The 17,863-nt window shown below is 61.5% G+C and carries 21 protein-coding genes; 15 read left to right on the top strand and 6 right to left on the bottom strand.

Translation table 11 applies throughout. From position 1 onward, the window contains the following. The first annotated feature begins 100 nt into the window (after window positions 1–100). The 4 genes from ACA065_RS12120 to ACA065_RS12105 all read left to right on the top strand — a co-directional run bounded on the left by ACA065_RS12120 (window position 101) and on the right by ACA065_RS12105 (window position 4,893). Window positions 101–2,854, top strand: a complete 2,754-nt coding sequence (locus ACA065_RS12120; RefSeq protein ID WP_497694711.1) for a response regulator — start codon at window positions 101–103, stop codon at window positions 2,852–2,854. Window positions 2,855–2,990: 136 nt separating this feature from the next. Next, complete coding sequence (locus ACA065_RS12115; RefSeq protein WP_497694710.1) at window positions 2,991–3,980, top strand: 2-hydroxyacid dehydrogenase; 990 nt, start codon at window positions 2,991–2,993, stop codon at window positions 3,978–3,980. A 71-nt stretch (window positions 3,981–4,051) separates the two neighbouring features. Continuing rightward, on the top strand, window positions 4,052–4,492 hold the full coding sequence (locus tag ACA065_RS12110; protein WP_497694709.1) for a hypothetical protein: 441 nt from the start codon (window positions 4,052–4,054) through the stop codon (window positions 4,490–4,492). Beyond that, window positions 4,489–4,893 carry an META domain-containing protein gene (locus tag ACA065_RS12105; protein ID WP_497694708.1) on the top strand — a complete coding sequence of 135 codons (405 nt, stop codon included), beginning with the start codon at window positions 4,489–4,491 and terminating at the stop codon, window positions 4,891–4,893. The genes ACA065_RS12110 and ACA065_RS12105 overlap by 4 nt, the downstream gene beginning before the upstream one ends. Before the next feature lie 141 nt (window positions 4,894–5,034). Here the strand turns inward: ACA065_RS12105 and ACA065_RS12100 are convergent, their stop codons facing one another. Beyond that, window positions 5,035–5,496: a TlpA disulfide reductase family protein gene (locus tag ACA065_RS12100; protein ID WP_497694707.1), complete on the bottom strand. Its 462-nt coding sequence runs from the start codon at window positions 5,494–5,496 to the stop codon at window positions 5,035–5,037. A 116-nt stretch (window positions 5,497–5,612) separates the two neighbouring features. On the opposite strand from ACA065_RS12100, the gene arsC reads away from it, so the two are divergent. The 3 genes from arsC to ACA065_RS12085 are packed head-to-tail and all read left to right on the top strand — an operon-like array spanning window position 5,613 to window position 6,968. After that, complete coding sequence (gene arsC, locus ACA065_RS12095) at window positions 5,613–5,966, top strand: arsenate reductase (glutaredoxin) (protein ID WP_497694706.1); 354 nt, start codon at window positions 5,613–5,615, stop codon at window positions 5,964–5,966. Further along, on the top strand, window positions 5,963–6,577 hold the full coding sequence (wrbA, locus tag ACA065_RS12090; RefSeq protein WP_497694705.1) for an NAD(P)H:quinone oxidoreductase: 615 nt from the start codon (window positions 5,963–5,965) through the stop codon (window positions 6,575–6,577). Before arsC ends, wrbA begins: the two co-directional genes overlap by 4 nt. Continuing rightward, window positions 6,561–6,968 carry a DUF2069 domain-containing protein gene (locus ACA065_RS12085; protein WP_497694704.1) on the top strand — a complete coding sequence of 136 codons (408 nt, stop codon included), beginning with the start codon at window positions 6,561–6,563 and terminating at the stop codon, window positions 6,966–6,968. Before wrbA ends, ACA065_RS12085 begins: the two co-directional genes overlap by 17 nt. A gap of 124 nt (window positions 6,969–7,092) precedes the next feature. Here the strand turns inward: ACA065_RS12085 and ACA065_RS12080 are convergent, their stop codons facing one another. Both ACA065_RS12080 and ttcA read right to left on the bottom strand, forming a co-directional pair. Next, window positions 7,093–7,764 carry a DNA-3-methyladenine glycosylase I gene (locus ACA065_RS12080; RefSeq protein WP_497694703.1) on the bottom strand — a complete coding sequence of 224 codons (672 nt, stop codon included), beginning with the start codon at window positions 7,762–7,764 and terminating at the stop codon, window positions 7,093–7,095. Between the two features lie 67 nt (window positions 7,765–7,831). Continuing rightward, window positions 7,832–8,656, bottom strand: coding sequence for a tRNA 2-thiocytidine(32) synthetase TtcA (gene ttcA / locus ACA065_RS12075; RefSeq protein WP_497694702.1), 825 nt, complete (start codon window positions 8,654–8,656; stop codon window positions 7,832–7,834). A 367-nt stretch (window positions 8,657–9,023) separates the two neighbouring features. Here ttcA and ACA065_RS12070 point away from each other — a divergent pair, with 367 nt between their 5' ends. Both ACA065_RS12070 and ACA065_RS12065 read left to right on the top strand, forming a co-directional pair. After that, the gene (locus ACA065_RS12070; protein ID WP_497694701.1) at window positions 9,024–9,626 is read left to right on the top strand and encodes a Yip1 family protein; all 603 of its coding nucleotides are present in this window, start codon (window positions 9,024–9,026) and stop codon (window positions 9,624–9,626) included. A gap of 128 nt (window positions 9,627–9,754) precedes the next feature. Beyond that, window positions 9,755–10,249 carry a SprT family zinc-dependent metalloprotease gene (locus ACA065_RS12065; protein WP_497694700.1) on the top strand — a complete coding sequence of 165 codons (495 nt, stop codon included), beginning with the start codon at window positions 9,755–9,757 and terminating at the stop codon, window positions 10,247–10,249. A gap of 99 nt (window positions 10,250–10,348) precedes the next feature. On the opposite strand, the gene ACA065_RS12060 is transcribed toward ACA065_RS12065, so the two are convergent. Then, window positions 10,349–11,530 carry a CaiB/BaiF CoA transferase family protein gene (locus ACA065_RS12060; RefSeq protein ID WP_497694699.1) on the bottom strand — a complete coding sequence of 394 codons (1,182 nt, stop codon included), beginning with the start codon at window positions 11,528–11,530 and terminating at the stop codon, window positions 10,349–10,351. A gap of 157 nt (window positions 11,531–11,687) precedes the next feature. Here ACA065_RS12060 and tusD point away from each other — a divergent pair, with 157 nt between their 5' ends. The 6 genes from tusD (at window position 11,688) to ACA065_RS12030 (ending at window position 15,124) form a co-directional block, all read left to right on the top strand. Further along, on the top strand, window positions 11,688–12,080 hold the full coding sequence (gene tusD, locus ACA065_RS12055; protein ID WP_497694698.1) for a sulfurtransferase complex subunit TusD: 393 nt from the start codon (window positions 11,688–11,690) through the stop codon (window positions 12,078–12,080). Between the two features lies 1 nt (window position 12,081). Further along, window positions 12,082–12,432 (top strand): sulfurtransferase complex subunit TusC, encoded by a 351-nt coding sequence (gene tusC / locus ACA065_RS12050; protein WP_497694697.1) that lies wholly within the window; start codon window positions 12,082–12,084, stop codon window positions 12,430–12,432. Beyond that, a complete protein-coding gene (gene tusB / locus ACA065_RS12045; protein ID WP_497694696.1) occupies window positions 12,432–12,710 on the top strand; it encodes a sulfurtransferase complex subunit TusB in 279 nt (92 codons plus the stop codon). Before tusC ends, tusB begins: the two co-directional genes overlap by 1 nt. Then, on the top strand, window positions 12,707–13,042 hold the full coding sequence (locus ACA065_RS12040; RefSeq protein WP_497694695.1) for a TusE/DsrC/DsvC family sulfur relay protein: 336 nt from the start codon (window positions 12,707–12,709) through the stop codon (window positions 13,040–13,042). The genes tusB and ACA065_RS12040 overlap by 4 nt, the downstream gene beginning before the upstream one ends. Continuing rightward, window positions 13,039–14,040 (top strand): glycosyl transferase family protein, encoded by a 1,002-nt coding sequence (locus ACA065_RS12035; protein ID WP_497694694.1) that lies wholly within the window; start codon window positions 13,039–13,041, stop codon window positions 14,038–14,040. Before ACA065_RS12040 ends, ACA065_RS12035 begins: the two co-directional genes overlap by 4 nt. An 88-nt stretch (window positions 14,041–14,128) precedes the next feature. Further along, window positions 14,129–15,124, top strand: a complete 996-nt coding sequence (locus tag ACA065_RS12030) for a glutathione S-transferase family protein (RefSeq protein WP_497694693.1) — start codon at window positions 14,129–14,131, stop codon at window positions 15,122–15,124. Window positions 15,125–15,171: 47 nt separating this feature from the next. On the opposite strand, the gene cysG is transcribed toward ACA065_RS12030, so the two are convergent. Both cysG and serS read right to left on the bottom strand, forming a co-directional pair. Then, window positions 15,172–16,566 carry a siroheme synthase CysG gene (gene cysG, locus ACA065_RS12025; RefSeq protein ID WP_497694692.1) on the bottom strand — a complete coding sequence of 465 codons (1,395 nt, stop codon included), beginning with the start codon at window positions 16,564–16,566 and terminating at the stop codon, window positions 15,172–15,174. Beyond that, window positions 16,567–17,847, bottom strand: coding sequence for a serine--tRNA ligase (serS, locus tag ACA065_RS12020; protein WP_497694691.1), 1,281 nt, complete (start codon window positions 17,845–17,847; stop codon window positions 16,567–16,569). Window positions 17,848–17,863: the final 16 nt, after the last annotated feature.

Genomic DNA, 17,863 nt, shown 5'->3' with positions numbered 1-17,863 from the left:
TTGCGAGATTCCAGACCGCGCAAATGGCTACACTGCGCAAGTGGCGCGGGCCGGATGCCTGCGCGGATGATTGATATCAATGTGGTAGCAGGAGAGTGGCGTGCTTAGAAGAATGGGGATAAAAGGCCGCGTACTGTTGCTGACCTTATTACCGACCAGCCTGATGGCTCTGTTGTTGGGGGGCTATTTCACCTGGATGCAGCTGTCGGAGTTGCAAACCCAATTGCTGCAGCGCGGCGAAATGATCGCCGAGCAATTGGCGCCGCTGGTGGCCCCGGCCCTGAGCAGCAGTAACGCCGACCTGCTGGAACGCATCGCCACCCAATCCCTGGAACAGCCCGACGTACGCGCGGTGTCGTTCCTGGCGCCGGACCGCTCGCCCCTCGCCCACGCCGGCCCGACCATGCTCAACCAGGCACCGATCGGCAATAGCTCCCACCTGCTGCAGCGTACCGGCAATGACGCGACACGCTACCTGCTGCCGGTGTTTGGCCGCCATCGCAACCTCGCCGGCGAGCTGATTCCGGACGAAGCCGACCGCCTGCTGGGCTGGGTCGAAGTGGAGCTGTCACACAATGGCATGCTGCTGCGCGGCTATCGCAGCCTGTTCGCCAGCCTGCTGTTAATTGCCATCGGCCTGATCTGCACCGCCGCGCTGGCACTGCGTATCAGCCGCACGATCAATTCACCCATCGGCCAGATCAAACAGGCCGTGGCCCAGCTCAAGGACGGCAACCTGGAAACCCGTTTGCCGCTGCTGGGCAGCCAGGAACTGGACCAACTCGCTTCGGGCATCAACCGCATGGCCGAGACCCTGCAAAATGCCCAGGAAGAGCTGCAGCACAGCATCGACCAGGCCACTGAAGACGTGCGCCAGAACCTGGAAACCATCGAAATCCAAAACATCGAGCTGGACCTGGCGCGCAAAGAAGCCCTGGAGGCCAGCCGTATCAAATCGGAATTCCTGGCCAATATGAGCCATGAAATCCGCACCCCGCTCAACGGCATCCTCGGCTTTACCCACCTGCTGCAAAAAAGCGAACTGTCGCCGCGGCAGTTGGATTACCTGGGCACCATCGAAAAATCCGCCGATAACTTGTTGGGCATCATCAACGAGATCCTCGACTTCTCGAAAATCGAAGCCGGCAAGCTGGTGCTCGACAGCGTGCCCTTCAACCTGCGCGACTTGCTGCAGGACACCTTGACCATCCTTGCTCCCGCGGCGCATGCCAAGCAGCTCGAACTGGTCAGCCTGGTCTACCGCGACACGCCGCTGGCGCTGGTCGGCGACCCGTTGCGCCTCAAGCAGATCCTCACCAACCTGATCAGCAATGCGATCAAGTTCACCCGCGAAGGCACCATCGTGGCCCGGGCGATGATCGAGGACGAACAAGAAGACAGCGTGCAACTGCGCATCAGTGTGCAGGACACCGGCATCGGCCTGTCCAACCAGGACGTACGCGCGTTGTTCCAGGCCTTCAGCCAGGCCGACAATTCGCTGTCACGCCAACCGGGCGGCACCGGCCTGGGCCTGGTGATCTCCAAGCGGCTGATCGAGCAGATGGGTGGCGAAATCGGTGTAGACAGCACGCCGGGCGAAGGTTCGGAGTTCTGGATCAGCCTGAGCCTGCCCAAGACCCGTGACGACGTCGACGATCTGCCTTCTGCGCCGTTGCTCGGCCGGCGTGTGGCCGTGCTGGAAAACCACGAACTGGCGCGCCAGGCCCTGCAACACCAGCTGGAAGACTGCGGCCTGGAAGTCACGCCGTTCAACACCCTGGAAAGCCTGACCAACGGCATCACCAGCGCGCACCAGACTGAACAGGCCATTGACCTGGCGGTGCTCGGCGTCACCGCCAATGACATCCCACCCGAACGCCTCAACCAGCATCTGTGGGACCTTGAGCACCTGGGTTGCAAGGTGTTGGTGCTGTGCCCGACCACGGAACAGATGCTGTTCAACCAATCGGTGCCTAACCCCAACAGCCAATTGCAGGCCAAACCGGCCTGTACGCGCAAGTTGCGCCGCGCCCTCGCCGACCTGATCAGCCCGCGCCCCTCGCGCAGCGAACCCGGCGAGCCGCTGTCCAGCCGCGCACCGCGCGTACTCTGCGTGGACGACAACCCGGCGAACCTGCTGCTGGTGCAAACCCTGCTCGAAGACATGGGTGCCAAGGTCCAGGCGGTGGAAAGCGGTTACGCCGCCATCGACGCCGTGAAGCAGGAAACCTTCGACCTGGTATTGATGGACGTACAAATGCCCGGCATGGATGGCCGCCAAAGCACCGAGGCGATCCGCCAATGGGAAAGCGAGCGCCACGGCACGCCGTTGCCGGTGGTCGCCCTCACGGCTCACGCCATGGCCAACGAAAAACGCGCCCTGCTGCAAAGCGGCATGGACGACTACCTGACCAAACCCATCAGCGAACGGCAACTGGCCCAGGTGGTGTTGAAATGGACCGGTCTGGCCCTGCGCAATCAAGGGCCGGAACGCGTGACCGATGGCATTGGCAACGGTGCGCAACTGTTAGTGCTGGACCATGAAGAAGGCCTGCGCCTGGCCGCCAACAAGGCTGATCTGGCGGCCGATATGCTCGCCATGCTGCTGGCGTCTCTGGAAGCCGACCGCCTGGCCATTACCGTCGCCCGCGAAGCCAATGACAACAACGCCCTGATCGAACGCGTTCATCGCCTGCACGGCGCCACCCGCTACTGCGGCGTGCCGCAATTGCGCGCCGCCTGCCAACGCGCGGAAACCTTGCTCAAGCAAGACGATGCCAAAGCCATGGCTGCGCTGGACGAATTGGACATGGCGATTGCCCGGCTGGCCAGCGAGGCGCGCGTCAGCGCTTGAGGCCTTTTTGTGGGAGTGGGCTTGCCCGCGATAGCGCGGTGTCAGTCGAGCATCTGGTGTCTGATGCGCCGCCATCGCGGGCAAGCCCGCTCCCACAGAGATGTGTATTTATTCAGTCAGTGCAGGGAGCTTTTTAATGCGCGTGATTCTTTTCAGCAGCCAGACCTACGACCGCGACAGTTTTCTCGGCGAGCCGCTGCCGGCAGGTATGGAGCTGCACTTCCAGCCCGCCCGGCTCAACCTAGACACCGTGGCCCTGGCCGAACATCACGACGTGGTCTGCGCCTTTATCAACGATGACCTCAGTGCCCCGGTGCTGGAGCAGTTAGCCGCAGGCGGTACGCGCCTGATTGCCCTGCGTTCGGCCGGTTACAACCATGTCGACCTGCCCGCCGCCAAGCACCTGGGCCTGACCATCGTGCGCGTGCCGGCCTACTCGCCGCACGCGGTGGCCGAGCATGCCGTGGCCCTGATCCTCGCCCTCAATCGCCGCCTGCACCGCGCCTATAACCGCACCCGTGACGGTGATTTCAGCCTGCATGGGCTGACCGGCTTCGACTTGGTGGGCAAAACCGTCGGCGTGGTCGGCACCGGGCAGATCGGCGCCACGTTCGCCAAGATCATGGCCGGGTTCGGCTGCCGGTTGCTGGCCTATGACCCCTTCCCCAACCCGCAGGTCCAGGCCCTCGGCGCCGACTACGTGAGCCTGCCCGAGTTAGTCTCCCAGGCGCAGATCATCAGCCTGCACTGCCCGCTGACTGCCGACAGCAAACACCTGATCAACGCCCGTTCCCTGGCCCAGATGCAACACGGCGCAATGTTGATCAACACCGGTCGCGGCGGCCTGGTTGATACGCCAGCGCTGATCGAAGCCCTCAAAGTCGGCCAACTCGGCTACCTGGGGCTGGACGTGTATGAAGAAGAAGCCCAGCTGTTTTTCGAGGACCGCTCCGACCTGCCGCTGCAAGACGACGTGCTCGCGCGCCTGTTGACCTTCCCCAACGTGATCATCACCGCACACCAGGCGTTCCTCACCCGCGAGGCCCTGGCGGCGATCGCCGGCACCACCTTGAGCAACATTGCCGCGTGGGCCGAGGGCCAGGCGCAAAACCGCGTCGAAGGATGATCAGCGGTCACATACCAGGCTCATGATGGGCCGGCACCCGTGATAGGATGCCGCGCCTATTTGGAGGATCCATGGCCGAACACGATTTCCGCTTCAGCTTGCTGAGCCCGCAACACACCCTGATCGAATGCCGCGCCCTGGTGCCGGGCCGTTATCAAGTCACCGGCAACGGTGGTTCGATCAAGCATGGCGACGTGCTGATCGTCACCCTGCGTGGCAGTAAAACCCTGTCGATGCGCCTGACCGTCGAAGGTGATGCGCGCTACTCCATTCGCCCGGCAGGCCAATGGGTCGCCATGGCCCAAGGGCCGAAATTCGGCGAGCTGGAGATTCATACCTGGAAGGTCAACTGCGACAGCTGCGACAACGTGCTGGAGTTTGAATTCGCGGTAGAAACCAAGCTGACCAAAGAGCCATTGCCTCCGGCCGCCAACGCGCGCGTCAAGGAATTGGGCTGGAGCAGCGAAGGTGACAAGCACCGCTGCCCGAAATGCCAGCAGGCAGCACAATGAAAGGCCTGCTTCTGCTCGCGGCCGTCGGGGTTGGCCTGACGGGCTGCGCCGGCGATGCGGTGAAGCTCAAGCAGGATCACAGCTACGTGGTGGAATGGATTGGTGAGCGGCCGCTGATGGATTACGCGCACCTGACCGTCACCCTCGGCGCCGATGGTCGCGCCTATGGCAATGGCGGCTGCAACCACTGGTTTGCGCCGTACACCGTGGCGGGCGACAAGCTGAGCTTCGGCAAGATCGGCAGCACCCGCAAACTCTGCGCCGAGGCTTTGATGGAGCAGGAGCACCGCTTCTTCCAGGCCCTGCAAGGCGTCGATCGCTGGGACATCTCGCCGATTGAACAGACGCGTTTCTGGCCGGCCGAAGGCAAGCCGATTCGCCTGTGGCTTGAAGAGGGCTGACAGGCCCAATCTGTGCATGGCCGGGGTCTAAATGTGGGAGGGGGCTTGCTCCCGAAAGCGGTGGGTCAGTCAGCTTATGTATTGACTGACACACTGCCTTCGGGAGCAAGCCCCCTCCCACATTTGATTGGGTACAACTCTCTAGCCGCGCAAGGCCTTAAGCTTGGCCAGTACCCCTTGCGCCGTCTGCTCACCCATCAACTGCTCGCGCACCTTGCCCTTGTCATCAATGATGTAGGTAACCGGCAACGCCTCGCTGCGCGGAATATCGAAAATCTCTTCGGGGTTCTGGGCCAGTACGGTGAACTTGATGCCCAGCTTCTCGCTGGCGGCCTTGAGCTCTTCACCCTGCACGTTGTCAAAGTTGACCCCGAACACCCCCACATTCTGAGCTTTCAGTTGCTCGGCCAACGCATTGAGCTCCGGAATTTCCGTGCGGCACGGGCCACACCATTCGGCCCAGTAGTTGACCACCACCCATTGCTTGTCCAAGCGTTCGGACGCGACTTTTTTGCCGTATTGGTCAACGCCGTAATCGTTACCGCAGCCGCTGAGCAGCAGGGTTGTGATGATCGCCAATGCACCGATCAGTCGCCTTGTCATGGGGTAATCCTTCGCAAAAAATGAACGTTGGCTGCGACCTATCGCCTCTTACGGTTTAAGGACAGGACGCTGCGCAGGTAGAATACCCGCCACCTTACGCAAGATGCGACCCGCACATGACCGATCTGACGCTTTATCACAACCCGCGCTGCTCGAAATCTCGCGGTGCGCTCGAATTGCTGGAAGCCCGCGGCCTGACGCCCACCGTCGTACGCTACCTGGAAACGCCGCTGAACGCCGCGCAAATAAAGGCTCTGCTGGGCAAGCTGGGCATCAGCGCGCGCCAACTGCTGCGCACCGGCGAAGACGAATACAAAACCCTTAACCTGGCCGACGCTAGCCTCAGTGAAGCGCAACTGATTGTTGCCATCGCCGAGCACCCGAAGTTGATGGAGCGCCCGATCCTGGAAACCGCCGATAAAGCCGTGATTGGCCGCCCACCGGAAAACGTGCTGGAGCTGCTGCCGTGACTGCGCCCTATGTACTGGTGTTGTATTACAGCCGCAACGGCTCGGTAAGCGAAATGGCCCGGCACATTGCCCGGGGCATCGAGCAAGGCGGCCTGGAAGCGCGCTTGCGCACTGTGCCGGCGATCTCCACCGAGTGCGAAGCCGTGGCGCCGAGTATCCCGGACGAGGGTGCGCTGTATGCAAGCCTGGATGATTTGAAAAACTGCTCGGGCCTGGCCCTGGGCAGCCCGACGCGCTTCGGCAACATGGCCGCGCCGCTCAAATACTTCCTTGATGGCACCAGCAACCTGTGGCTCACCGGTGCCCTGGTCGGCAAGCCAGCCGGCGTGTTCACCTCCACCGCCAGCCTGCACGGCGGCCAGGAAACCACGCTGATGTCGATGCTGCTGCCATTGCTGCACCACGGCATGCTGATCACCGGCCTGCCCTACAGCGAACAAGCGCTGCTCGACACCCAGGGCGGCGGCACGCCGTATGGCGCCAGCCATCACTCGGGGCCTGACGGCAAGCGCATGCTCGACCAACACGAGATCACCCTGTGCCGCGCCCTGGGCCTGCGCCTGGCCACCACCGCCATGCTGCTGGAGAACGGCCGTGGCCAGAAAGCCTAAGGTCCTGCCACCCCAGGCGTGGCTGGAACCACGGGTCAAGGTGGCACGTGCACTGAGCCTGCTGGCGTTTCTCGGCCTGATCGGGTTGCTGTGCGTGTATTACCTGTTCGTCGCCGACCTGCACGGCGCACGCCCGTGGGTGATCCTGCTGATCGAACTGGTGCCGCTGCTGGTGCTGGCGCCGGGCATGCTGCTGGGCAGCGCGCGCGGGCATTCGTGGATGTGCTTTGTGGTGAATTTGTATTTCATCAAGGGCGCGCTGGCGGCGTATGACCCGAACCGGCAGTGGTTCGGGGTGCTGGAGATGCTCGCGAGCCTGGCGGTGTTTTGCACGGCGTTGTTGTATGTGCGCTGGCGGCATCAACTGAATAGGCGGTTGGCTGAGGCCTGATAGAGATTCGGCGCCTGATAGTCAGTCTTCGCGAGCAAGCCCGCTCCCACATTTGTCCGCGTACATCCTTTGGAATGCGGTCGAATGTGGGAGCTGGCTTGCCTGCGAAGGCCTCACCTCGGTCTCAATGGTTGACGGTGTAAGCCAACATCATCGACAGCTGGCACATCGGCCGCCCACTCTCGGCATGCCACTGGTTGAACGCCCCTTGCACCGTCGCTAAATCGCGCAGGCTGGTCGGCGCTTTGTCGACGATCTTCTGCGCGTTCAACGCCGCCACCACGTCATAGCTCGGCACAAGCGTGTCCTTGCCCACCATGCGCAAGAAGCGCGGCGCCGACAGCCCGCCCAACTGGTGGCCGTGCTTGCTCAGGTATTTCCACAAACCGACGATATCGGTCACCGGCCACTCGGCGATAAACGCGCCAAAACTGCCTTTTTCCTGCTCGATGTCCAAAATCATCTGCGCATTGCGCGGCACGCTCTTGAGCTTGCCGAGGTGACGAATGATGCGCGTGTCCTGCATCAAGCGCTCCAGGTGCTCCGCGCCCATCAACACGACCTTTTCCGGGTCGAAGCCAAAAAACACCTGCTCGAACGCGGGCCACTTGCCATCCACCACGCTGTGCTTGAGCCCGGCGCGAAACACGCGCAGCGCCAGGGTCGACAGGTAGCGATCATCACTGATCTTGCGCAATTGCGCCGGGGTCTTGGGCACAGGCAGGTGGGCTTCCAGCTCGGCCGCCGAACCGAAGCGGTTCAGACAATATTCGTGCAGCCACTTGTAATCGCGCATGCCCTCTCCTGGGGTTTGAATTGAAAACGGCGCTCGCAAGCGCCGTGTGTCAGAGCATTGAATGGGCTCAGAGGTTCACAACATTGACGAAGCGCGACGCGGCGCTCTCGTCAATCTTCAGGCTCGTGAAGTCAAACAGGTTGCGGTCGGCCAGCTGCGACGGCTGCACATTCTGCAGGCTGCGGAAGATGCTTTCGGTGCGACCTGGGGTTTTGCGCTCCCAGTCCACGAGCATTTCCTTGACCACCTGGCGCTGCAGGTTTTCCTGGGAGCCGCACAGGTTGCACGGGATAATCGGGAATTGCTTGAAGTCGGAGTAGGCCTGGATGTCTTTCTCGTTGCAATACGCCAGCGGACGGATCACCACGTTGCGTCCGTCATCGGCGCGCAGCTTGGGCGGCATGGCCTTGAGGGAGCCGTTGAAGAACATATTGAGGAAGAAGGTTTCGACGATGTCATCGCGGTGATGACCGAGGGCCATCTTGGTCGCGCCGATCTCATCGGCAAAGGTGTACAGCGTGCCACGACGCAGGCGCGAGCACAGCGAGCAGGTGGTCTTGCCTTCCGGGATCAGTTCCTTGACCACCGAGTAGGTGTCTTTTTCGACGATGTGGTACTCGACGCCCAGCGCTTTGAGGTAGGCCGGCAGTACGTGCTCGGGAAAGCCCGGTTGTTTCTGGTCCATGTTGACGGCGACGATCTCGAACTTGATCGGTGCGACCTTTTGCAGGTGCAGCAGCACGTCGAGCAGGGTGTAGCTGTCTTTGCCGCCAGAGAGGCAGACCATGACCTTGTCGCCGTCCTCGATCATGTTGAAATCGGCGACCGCTTCACCGGCCAGGCGACGCAGGCGTTTTTGCAGTTTGTTCTGGTTGACCGTAAGAGTGCCCATGGCGCTTGGATCCGCTAGAGGTGTGTGACGAAAAGCCGGGTATTTTACTGCTAAGACTGGCCGAGATCCAATGTGGGAGCGGGCTTGCTCGCGAAAGCGGTGTACCTGTGATGAATGTATCAACTGACACAACGCCTTCGCGAGCAAGCCCGCTCCCACATTTCTAATCGCGCCTCGCCTGACAGACCCCGCCGCGATTAGGGCCAACGTTTACAGCGCAATTTGCTCTAAAGCCTTACAGTTTTTCCGGTCATCAGTTCCTATACTGCGACGTGAGGTCGCACATAACTATCCAGGACCTTTGAGGCCATTTGGCCCGTGGGCGCTCCGATGGGGGGCGATGGTAATAACGACAGGAGTGACTGGCATGATCCATCACGTCGTGGGGCTATTTACCCATCCCGACCAGGAATGGCGGGAAATTCGTGGCGATAAAGAAGAAAGTATCGGCCACATGTACCTCACTCACACCCTGATTCTCGCGGCGATCCCCGCCGTTTCCGCTTTTATCGGCACCACTCAGGTCGGCTGGGTCATCGGCAACCGCGCCCCGGTCATGCTGACCCAGGAAAGCGCGTTGTGGATGACGATCATGTCGTACGCCGCCATGCTCGGCGGCGTAGCGGTGATGGGTGCGTTCATTCACTGGATGGCCCGCACTTACGACGCCAGCCCCAGCATGGCGCGGTGCGTGGCGTTTGCCACCTACACCGCGACACCGCTGTTTATCGGCGGGCTGGCGGCGCTGTACCCGCATATGTGGCTGGGGATGGTGGTGGGCACGGCCGCCATCTGCTACACGGTGTATTTGCTCTATGTAGGGCTGCCGACGTTCATGAGCATCGACCCGGACGAAGGCTTCCTGTTTTCCAGCTCGGTGCTGGCGGTAGGCCTGGTGGTGCTGGTGGCGATCATGGCGTTCACCGTCATCGTCTGGGGCCTGGGCGTAGGCCCGATCTATACCAATTAAACTGAGAAAACCCTAGGCAAGGCCACCGCAAGGTGGCTTTGTGCGTTATGCATGACCATTCGGCGCCTGACAGATTCGGAAACACCTGCTTTTGCGGCATACTGGACGTCTCTGGAGATATGGTCAGCATGCCCGAGCAACTCAATACCCGCGTCGAAGATTGTTTCCTACAAGCCGAATCCTTTTTTAAACGAAGCTTCAAACGCCCCCAGGTCAGCCTCAAGCTGCGGGGCCAAAAGGCCGGTGTCGCGCATTTGCACGAGAACCTGCTGCGTTTCAACCCACAGTTGTACCGTGAAAACAGCCAACATTTCCTGAAACAGACCGTGGCCCATGAGGTTGCGCACCTGATTGCCCATCAATTGTTTGGCGAACGCATCCAGCCCCATGGCGAGGAATGGCAATTGATCATGCGCGGAGTTTACGAACTGCCGCCGGATCGCTGCCACACCTATGAAATCAAACGCCGGCAAGTGACCCGGTATATCTACCGCTGCCCGTGTGCCGACAGTGATTTCCCGTTTTCGGCCCAGCGTCATGGCTTGGTGAACCAGGGGCGCCGGTATTTGTGTCGGCGGTGCCGGCATACCTTGGTGTACACCGGGCAAACTCGGGTGGAGTGAGGGCCCTATCGCAGGCAAGCCCCACAGTATTCAGCGGTCGACATGACAAACCGGTCCAATGTGGGAGCTGGCTTGCCTGCGAAGGCGTCAGATCAGGCACTACCCAACGACCTTGGCTCGCCGCAATGCTTCTATCCGCTGAGCACTCAAGCCTAACTCAGCCAACACCTCATCACTGTGCGCCCCCACAGCCGCTCCAATATGCCGAGCCTCTGGCAACCCCTCTGAAAACTTCAGCGGGCAAGCAATTTGCGCTTGAGTCGAGCCATCGCCCCGTGGCACCTGGCTGACCAACTCCCGCGCCTTCAGCTGCGGATGCTCCACCGCTTCACTCAGGCTCAATACCGGCTCCACGCACGCATCCACGCCCGCAAACAACTCGCGCAACTCATCAAAGCTACGCTTCTCAAACTCGACCTGCAGCGCCAGCTTGAGGGCTTTTTGCTGTTCAGGCTTGGGTGACAGGCCTTGCACCGCCAACTCCGGCCGCCCCAGCGCCTCGCACAATTGCTGCATAAACGCGGGCTCCAGGCTGCCGACCGACATCCAGCGCCCATCCCGGGAGCGGTAGTAATCGTAAAAACTGCCGCCGTTGAGCACATGCGTTTCCCATTCCGGCTCCACCCCACACGCCAGGTAACCCGCGCCGGCCATGGCGTTCAGGCTGAATGAGCAATCGGTCATGCTCACATCCAGGTATTGGCCAACCCCGCTGTGCTGCCGCGCAATCACCGCCGCCAGCAACCCCACTACCGCGTGCAGCGAGCCACCGCCGACATCCGCCAATTGCACTCCCAGCGGCAGTGGGCCGCTGCCCTGGCGCCCGGTGTGGCTGGCGATGCCCGCCAGCGCCAGGTAGTTGATATCGTGCCCGGCGCGCCCCTTGTAGGGGCCGGTTTGGCCGTAGCCGGTGATCGACACATAAATCAGCCTGGGGTTGATCGCCTTCAGCGCTGCATACCCCAACCCCAAGCGCTCCATCACGCCGGGACGAAACTGTTCAAGGACAATGTCGTAGTCCTTGACCAACTCCCGCACGATCTGCAGCGCCTCGGCCTGCTTGAGATCCAGCGCCAAACTGCGCTTGTTGCGATTGAGGTAGGCATGGCTCGCCGAGGTGCCCCGGTCATGGGGCGGCAACACCCGCAACAGGTCAATGCGCGTCGGTGATTCGATCCGCAGCACCTCGGCGCCCATGTCCGCCAGCATCAAGGACGCAAACGGGCCAGGCAGCAAGGTGGAAAAATCCAGCACTTTAAGGGACGCCAAGGGACCTGACATGGAGACTCCATTTGGGTTTCGAATGCCCACAGCGTAGGCAGGCTTGGCCCTACCGGCAATCGTCAGAACGATCAGCGACAGTGACCGTTTTGATCACGGCGGGCTTTTTCGCGGCGCCGGCTTTATCATTGGCCCACGTTTGCTTGCAGAGTGTTCCATGAAGTTTGCAATTGCTGTGTTTTCTGCCGCCCATGCGCCCTCCTCGCGCCGCGCCCTGCTGTTCGCCCAGGCGGCGCTTGCCGGCGGGCATGAGATTGTGCGGCTGTTCTTTTATCAGGACGGCGTGTACAGCGCCTCCGATAACATCGTTGCGCCCCAGGATGAGCAAGACATTGCCCGGCAATGGCGCGAGTTGGTAAACCAGCACTCGCTCGACGCCGTGGTGTGCATCGCCGCCGCCTTGCGCCGTGGCGTGCTCAACAACGAAGAAGCCACGCGCTATCAACGTAGCGCGGTGAACCTGGCGGCGCCATGGGTGCTGTCGGGCCTTGGGCAGCTGCATGACGCCGCCCAGGCTGCCGACCGCCTGATCTGTTTTGGAGGGCCGTGACATGTCCAAATCTTTATTGGTGATCAGCCGCCAGGCCCCGTGGGCCGGGCCGAACGCGCGCGAAGCGCTGGATATCGTGCTGGCCGGTGGCGCGTTTGACCTGCCGATTGGCCTGTTATTCATGGATGACGGCGTGTTTCAACTGGCGCCGCACCAGAACGCCAAGGCCGTGCAGCAAAAAGACCTCAGCGCCAACTTGCAGGCGCTGGGCCTGTTTGGCATCGACGACGTGTTCGCCTGCAGCCACAGCCTGGCTGAGCGCGGCCTGGCATCGCCCGCCAGCGCCCAACCACTGAGCAGCGAAGCAATCTCCCAACTGATTGACCGTTACGACCAGGTGATTACCCTCTGATGTCGACTTTACATGTGGTGTCCCACTCCCCGTTTACCGACAGCCGCCTGGCCAGTTGCCTGCGTGTGTGCGGCAGCGAGGACGCAATCCTGCTGTGCGGCGATGGCGCTTACGGCCTGCACAACCCCGCCCTGCAAACCAAAGGCGTGAAAGTCTTTGTGCTGGCCGAAGACATGCAGGCGCGCAACCTGCCCCTGCCGGACTGGGCCGACAGCGTGGACTACCCAGGTTTTGTGCAGTTGTCGATCGACTACGACAAGGTCAACACCTGGCTATGAACACCCTGACCGTAGGTTCACGCACCCTCGAACTGGACAAGGACGGCTACCTCGTCGACCTCAATGACTGGTCCGCCGAGGTCGCCAATGCCCTCGCCGCCGCCGAACCGCTGGAATTGACCGCCGCCCACTGGGAAATCCTCGAACTGCTGCGCGGCTTCTATGCAGAATTCCAGCTGTCGCCCGCCACGCGCCCGCTGATCAAGTACACCGCCTTGAAGCTGGGCCCGGAAAAGGGCAACAGCCTGCACCTCAACACCTTGTTCAACGGCACTCCCGCCAAACTCGCCGCCAAGCTGGCGGGCCTGCCCAGGCCGACGAATTGCTTATGACCGACTTTGCCCCGCTGACCCTTGAAACCCCTGCCGAGCACCCGTTTGCGCAGTTCGTGCGCATCCTGGGCAAAGGCAAGCGCGGTGCGCGCAACCTCACCCGCGAGGAAGCCCGTGAAGCCATGGGCATGCTGCTCGACGAAAAAGTCGAAGACACCCAGCTCGGCGCGTTCCTGATGCTGCTGCGTCATAAAGAAGAAAGCCCGGAAGAACTCGCCGGTTTCACCGAGGCCGTGCGCGAACGCCTGAATGCGCCGACGCTGAATGTGGATGTCGACTGGCCGACCTATGCCGGCAAGAAACGCCACCTGCCGTGGTATCTGCTGGCGGCCAAGTGCCTGGCGCAAAACGGCGTGCGCATTCTTATGCACGGCGGTGGTGCTCACACCGCTGGCCGGCTGTACACCGAGCAACTGCTCGAAGGCCTGCAAATCCCCTTGTGCCGTAACTGGCAACAGGTCGAGACGGCCTTTGAGCAAGGCAACCTGGCGTTTATTCCACTGGGCGATTGGGCACCGCAGTTGCAGCGCATGATTGACCTGCGCAACACCTTGGGCCTGCGCTCACCGGTCCACTCACTGGCGCGCCTGCTCAACCCGCTGAACGCCCGTTGCGGCCTGCAAAGCATCTTCCACCCCGGTTACCAAGGCGTGCACCGCGATGCCAGCGGCCTGCTCGGTGACAACGTGATTGTGGTCAAGGGCGATGGCGGCGAGGTCGAGATCAACCCGGACACGATCAGCCACCTGTACGGCACCACCGGCGGCGAAAGCTGGGACGAAGAGTGGCCCGCCCTCTCCGCTCAACGCCACGTCAAACCGGCCAGCCTGGAACCCGAGCATCTGAAAGCGCTGTGGCGCGGTGACGTCGAGGACAGCTACCCGCAACTGGCCCTGATCGCCACCATGGCCCTGGCCTTGCGCGGTCTCGGCCACCCACGGGAACAGGCCTTCGAACTGGCCCAGCAATACTGGGACGCACGGGACAAATCGATTTAATCGATCATTTGCGCCCGGTCTTTGCGCTTTTAGTTCGAACTCATCCCTTTAGACTGGGCTCCAACGCTTACTAGCAGAGGAGCCAGTCATGGGTTTGCTGATCGAAGGACACTGGAAAGACCAGTGGTACGAAAGTAGCGCAGACGGCGCTTTCCAGCGCGAACAGGCGCAACGGCGCAATTGGGTCACCGCCGACGGCGAGCCTGGCCCGAGCGGCGAAGGGGGCTTCCAGGCCGAAGCAGGCCGCTACCACCTGTACGTTTCCCTCGCCTGCCCCTGGGCCCATCGCACCCTGATCCTGCGCAAGCTCAAGGGCCTGGAAAGCCTGATCGATGTGTCCGTGGTCAGCTGGTTGATGTTGGAAAACGGCTGGACCTTCGACAAGGCCCACGGCTCCACCGGCGACACGCTTGATGGTTTTGACTACATGCATCAGCGCTACACCGCCGACACTGCCGACTACACCGGCCGCGTCACCGTGCCAGTGCTGTGGGACAAAAAGCTCAAGCGCATCGTGAGCAATGAATCGGCGGAGATCATCCGCATGTTCAACAGCGCGTTTAACGAGCTGACCGGCAACACGCTGGATTTCTACCCCGAGGCGTTACGCTCGACAATCGACGCGCTGAACGAACGCATCTACCCCGCCGTGAACAACGGCGTGTACCGCGCAGGCTTCGCCACTTCGCAAAAAGCCTATGAAAGCGCGTTTGACGATGTGTTTGCCGAGCTGGATCACTTGGAGCAGCACCTGGGTGAGCATCGCTACTTGGCCGGTGAGTACCTGACTGAAGCCGATGTGCGACTGTTCACCACGCTGATTCGTTTTGATGCGGTGTATTACAGCCACTTCAAATGCAATGTGCGGCGGATTGCCGATTACCCGAATTTGTCGAACTGGCTGAAAGAGATGTATCAGTGGCCGGGGGTGGCCGAGACGGTGGATTTTGCACATATCAAAGGGCATTACTACGCGAGCCATCGCACGATTAATCCAACCGGGATTGTGCCGAAGGGGGCGTTGCAGGGGTTTGATGCCGGGCATGATCGTGAGCGATTAAACGGTAAAGGTGTCTCAAGCTGAGAACACCTTGTGGGGAGGGAGCTTGCTCCTTCCCCACAGGTAGGGTGTCAAACCTGGGATTGCGCGCCTTCAAACCACTTCAGCTTCTCGCGCAACACCACCACCTCACCGACGATCACCAAGGTAGGCGCATGCACTTCATGCTCCGCCACCATGCGTGGCAGGTCCGCCAATGTGCCGGTGAAGACACGCTGGTTGGATGTGGTGCCCTGCTGGATCAACGCCGCCGGGGTAGCCGCCGCACGCCCATGCTTGATCAACTGCTCGCAGATGATCGGCAAGCCGATCAAGCCCATATAGAACACCAGGGTCTGCGACGGGCCAACGAGGTCATGCCAAGGCAGGTCCGAGGTGCCGTTCTTCAAATGCCCGGTGATGAAGCGTACCGATTGCGCATAGTCGCGGTGGGTCAGTGGAATCCCGGCATACGCCGCGCAACCACTGGCTGCGGTAATCCCCGGCACCACCTGGAACGGAATGCCATGGGCCGCCAGCTCTTCGATTTCTTCGCCACCCCGGCCAAAGATGAACGGGTCGCCACCTTTGAGGCGCAGCACACGCTTGCCTTGCTTGGCCAAATCCACCAACTGCTGGTTGATCTGGTCTTGCGGCACCGCGTGGTCGGCGCGACGTTTGCCGACATACACACGCTCGGCATCACGACGGCACAACTCGAGAATCGCCGGTGCTACCAAGCGGTCGTAAAGCACCACGTCGGCTTGCTGCATCAGGCGCAGGGCGCGGAAGGTCAGCAGGTCCGGATCACCCGGGCCTGCGCCCACCAAATAGACTTCGCCCGGCGCATGCGGCGGTTTGCCGTTGACTTTCTCGACCAGCAAACGCTCGGCCTCATCGCCCTGCCCGGCTAGCTGGCGGTCGGCAATCGGGCCCTGGAAAACTTCTTCCCAGAACGCACGGCGCTGCTGCACATCCGGATACAAACCTTTGACCTGGGCACGAAAACGCGCCGCCAACCCAGCCAATTGGCCATAGGTGGACGGAATCCAGGTTTCCAGCTTGGCGCGGATCAGGCGTGCCAGCACCGGCGCATCGCCGCCGCTGGACACGGCAATCACCAAGGGCGAGCGGTCGACAATCGCCGGGAAGATCACGCTGCACAACGCCGGCGCATCCACCACATTGACCGGTACGCAACGACGCTTGGCATCACTGGACACTTGCGCGTTCAGTGGCTCGTCGTCGGTCGCGGCGATGATCAGGGTGCAACCGTCGAGGTCGGCCTCCTGATAACCACGCAAAATCAGTTCCCCGCCACTGCCCAGTACCAGTTCATGCAACTGGTCTTCGATCTGGGGAGCAACCACCCGCAGCAACGCACCGGCGTCGGCCAGCAGCCGGGATTTGCGCAAAGCAATCTCCCCGCCACCGACGACCAACACACGACTGCCGCGCAGGTTATGAAACAGCGGCAGAAATTCCATTTAACCGATGACCTCAACGCCCGCCATGTACGGCTTGAGCACCTCAGGCACACGGATCGAACCGTCAGCCTGCTGGTAGTTTTCCAGCACGGCCACCAGGGTACGGCCTACCGCCAGGCCCGAACCGTTGAGGGTGTGCACCAGTTCCGGCTTGCCGGTTTCCGGGTTACGGAAACGCGCCTGCATGCGACGCGCCTGGAAATCACCGCAGTTGGAGCACGACGAAATCTCGCGGTATTTGTCCTGGCTCGGCACCCACACTTCGAGGTCGTAGGTTTTCACGGCACTGAAACCCATGTCGCCGGTGCACAGCGCCAGAACGCGGTACGGCAGCTCCAGCAGTTGCAGCACGCGTTCGGCGTTGGCGGTCAGGCCTTCCAGGGCTTCCATGGACGTCGACGGCTCGACCACTTGCACCATCTCGACCTTGTCGAACTGGTGCTGGCGGATCATGCCGCGGGTATCGCGACCCGAGGCACCGGCTTCACTGCGAAAGCATGGGCTGTGGGCGACCAGTTTCAACGGCAGTTGCTTGGCGTCGAGGATCTCGCCAGCCACGATGTTGGTCAGCGACACTTCAGCGGTCGGGATCAGGTACAGGTCGGCTTCGCCGTCGCGGCTGATCTTGAACAGGTCTTCTTCGAATTTCGGCAGTTGGCTGGTGCCCATCAACGCCGGGGCTTGCACCAGGTACGGGGTGTAAGCCTCTTCGTAGCCGTGCTCGCCGGTGTGCAGGTTGATCATGAACTGCGCCAGGGCACGGTGCATGCGCGCGATTGGACCGCGCAGCAAGGCAAAGCGTGCGCCGGACATTTTGGCGGCGGTTTCGAAATCCAGGCCACCGGTCAGTTCGCCCAAGGCAACGTGGTCCTTGATTTCGAAATCAAAGGCTTTCGGCGTGCCCCAGCGGCGTACTTCGACGTTGCCGTCTTCGTCTTCGCCAACCGGCACGGATTCGTGCGGCAGGTTGGGGATGCCCAGCAGGATCGAGTCCAGCTCGCCCTGAATACCTTCCAGCTCAACTTTACCGTCGGACAGCTCAGTGCCCATGCGCTCGACATCTGCCATCAGCGGCGCGATGTCTTCACCGCGCTGCTTGGCCTGGCCGATGGATTTGGAACGCGCATTACGCTCAGCCTGCAGTGCTTCGGTGCGGGTCTGGACGGTCTTGCGCTGTTCTTCCAGCGCTTCGATGCGCGCAACATCCAAGGCAAAGCCACGGGATGCCAGGCGGTCCGCTACGTCCTGAAGGTTGCTACGTAACAGTTTGGAATCGAGCATGTCGGTCTCTCGTTTA

It is taken from the genome of Pseudomonas sp. LBUM1640, assembly GCF_059716225.1.
This window is presented reverse-complemented; position numbering and strand designations above follow the sequence as displayed.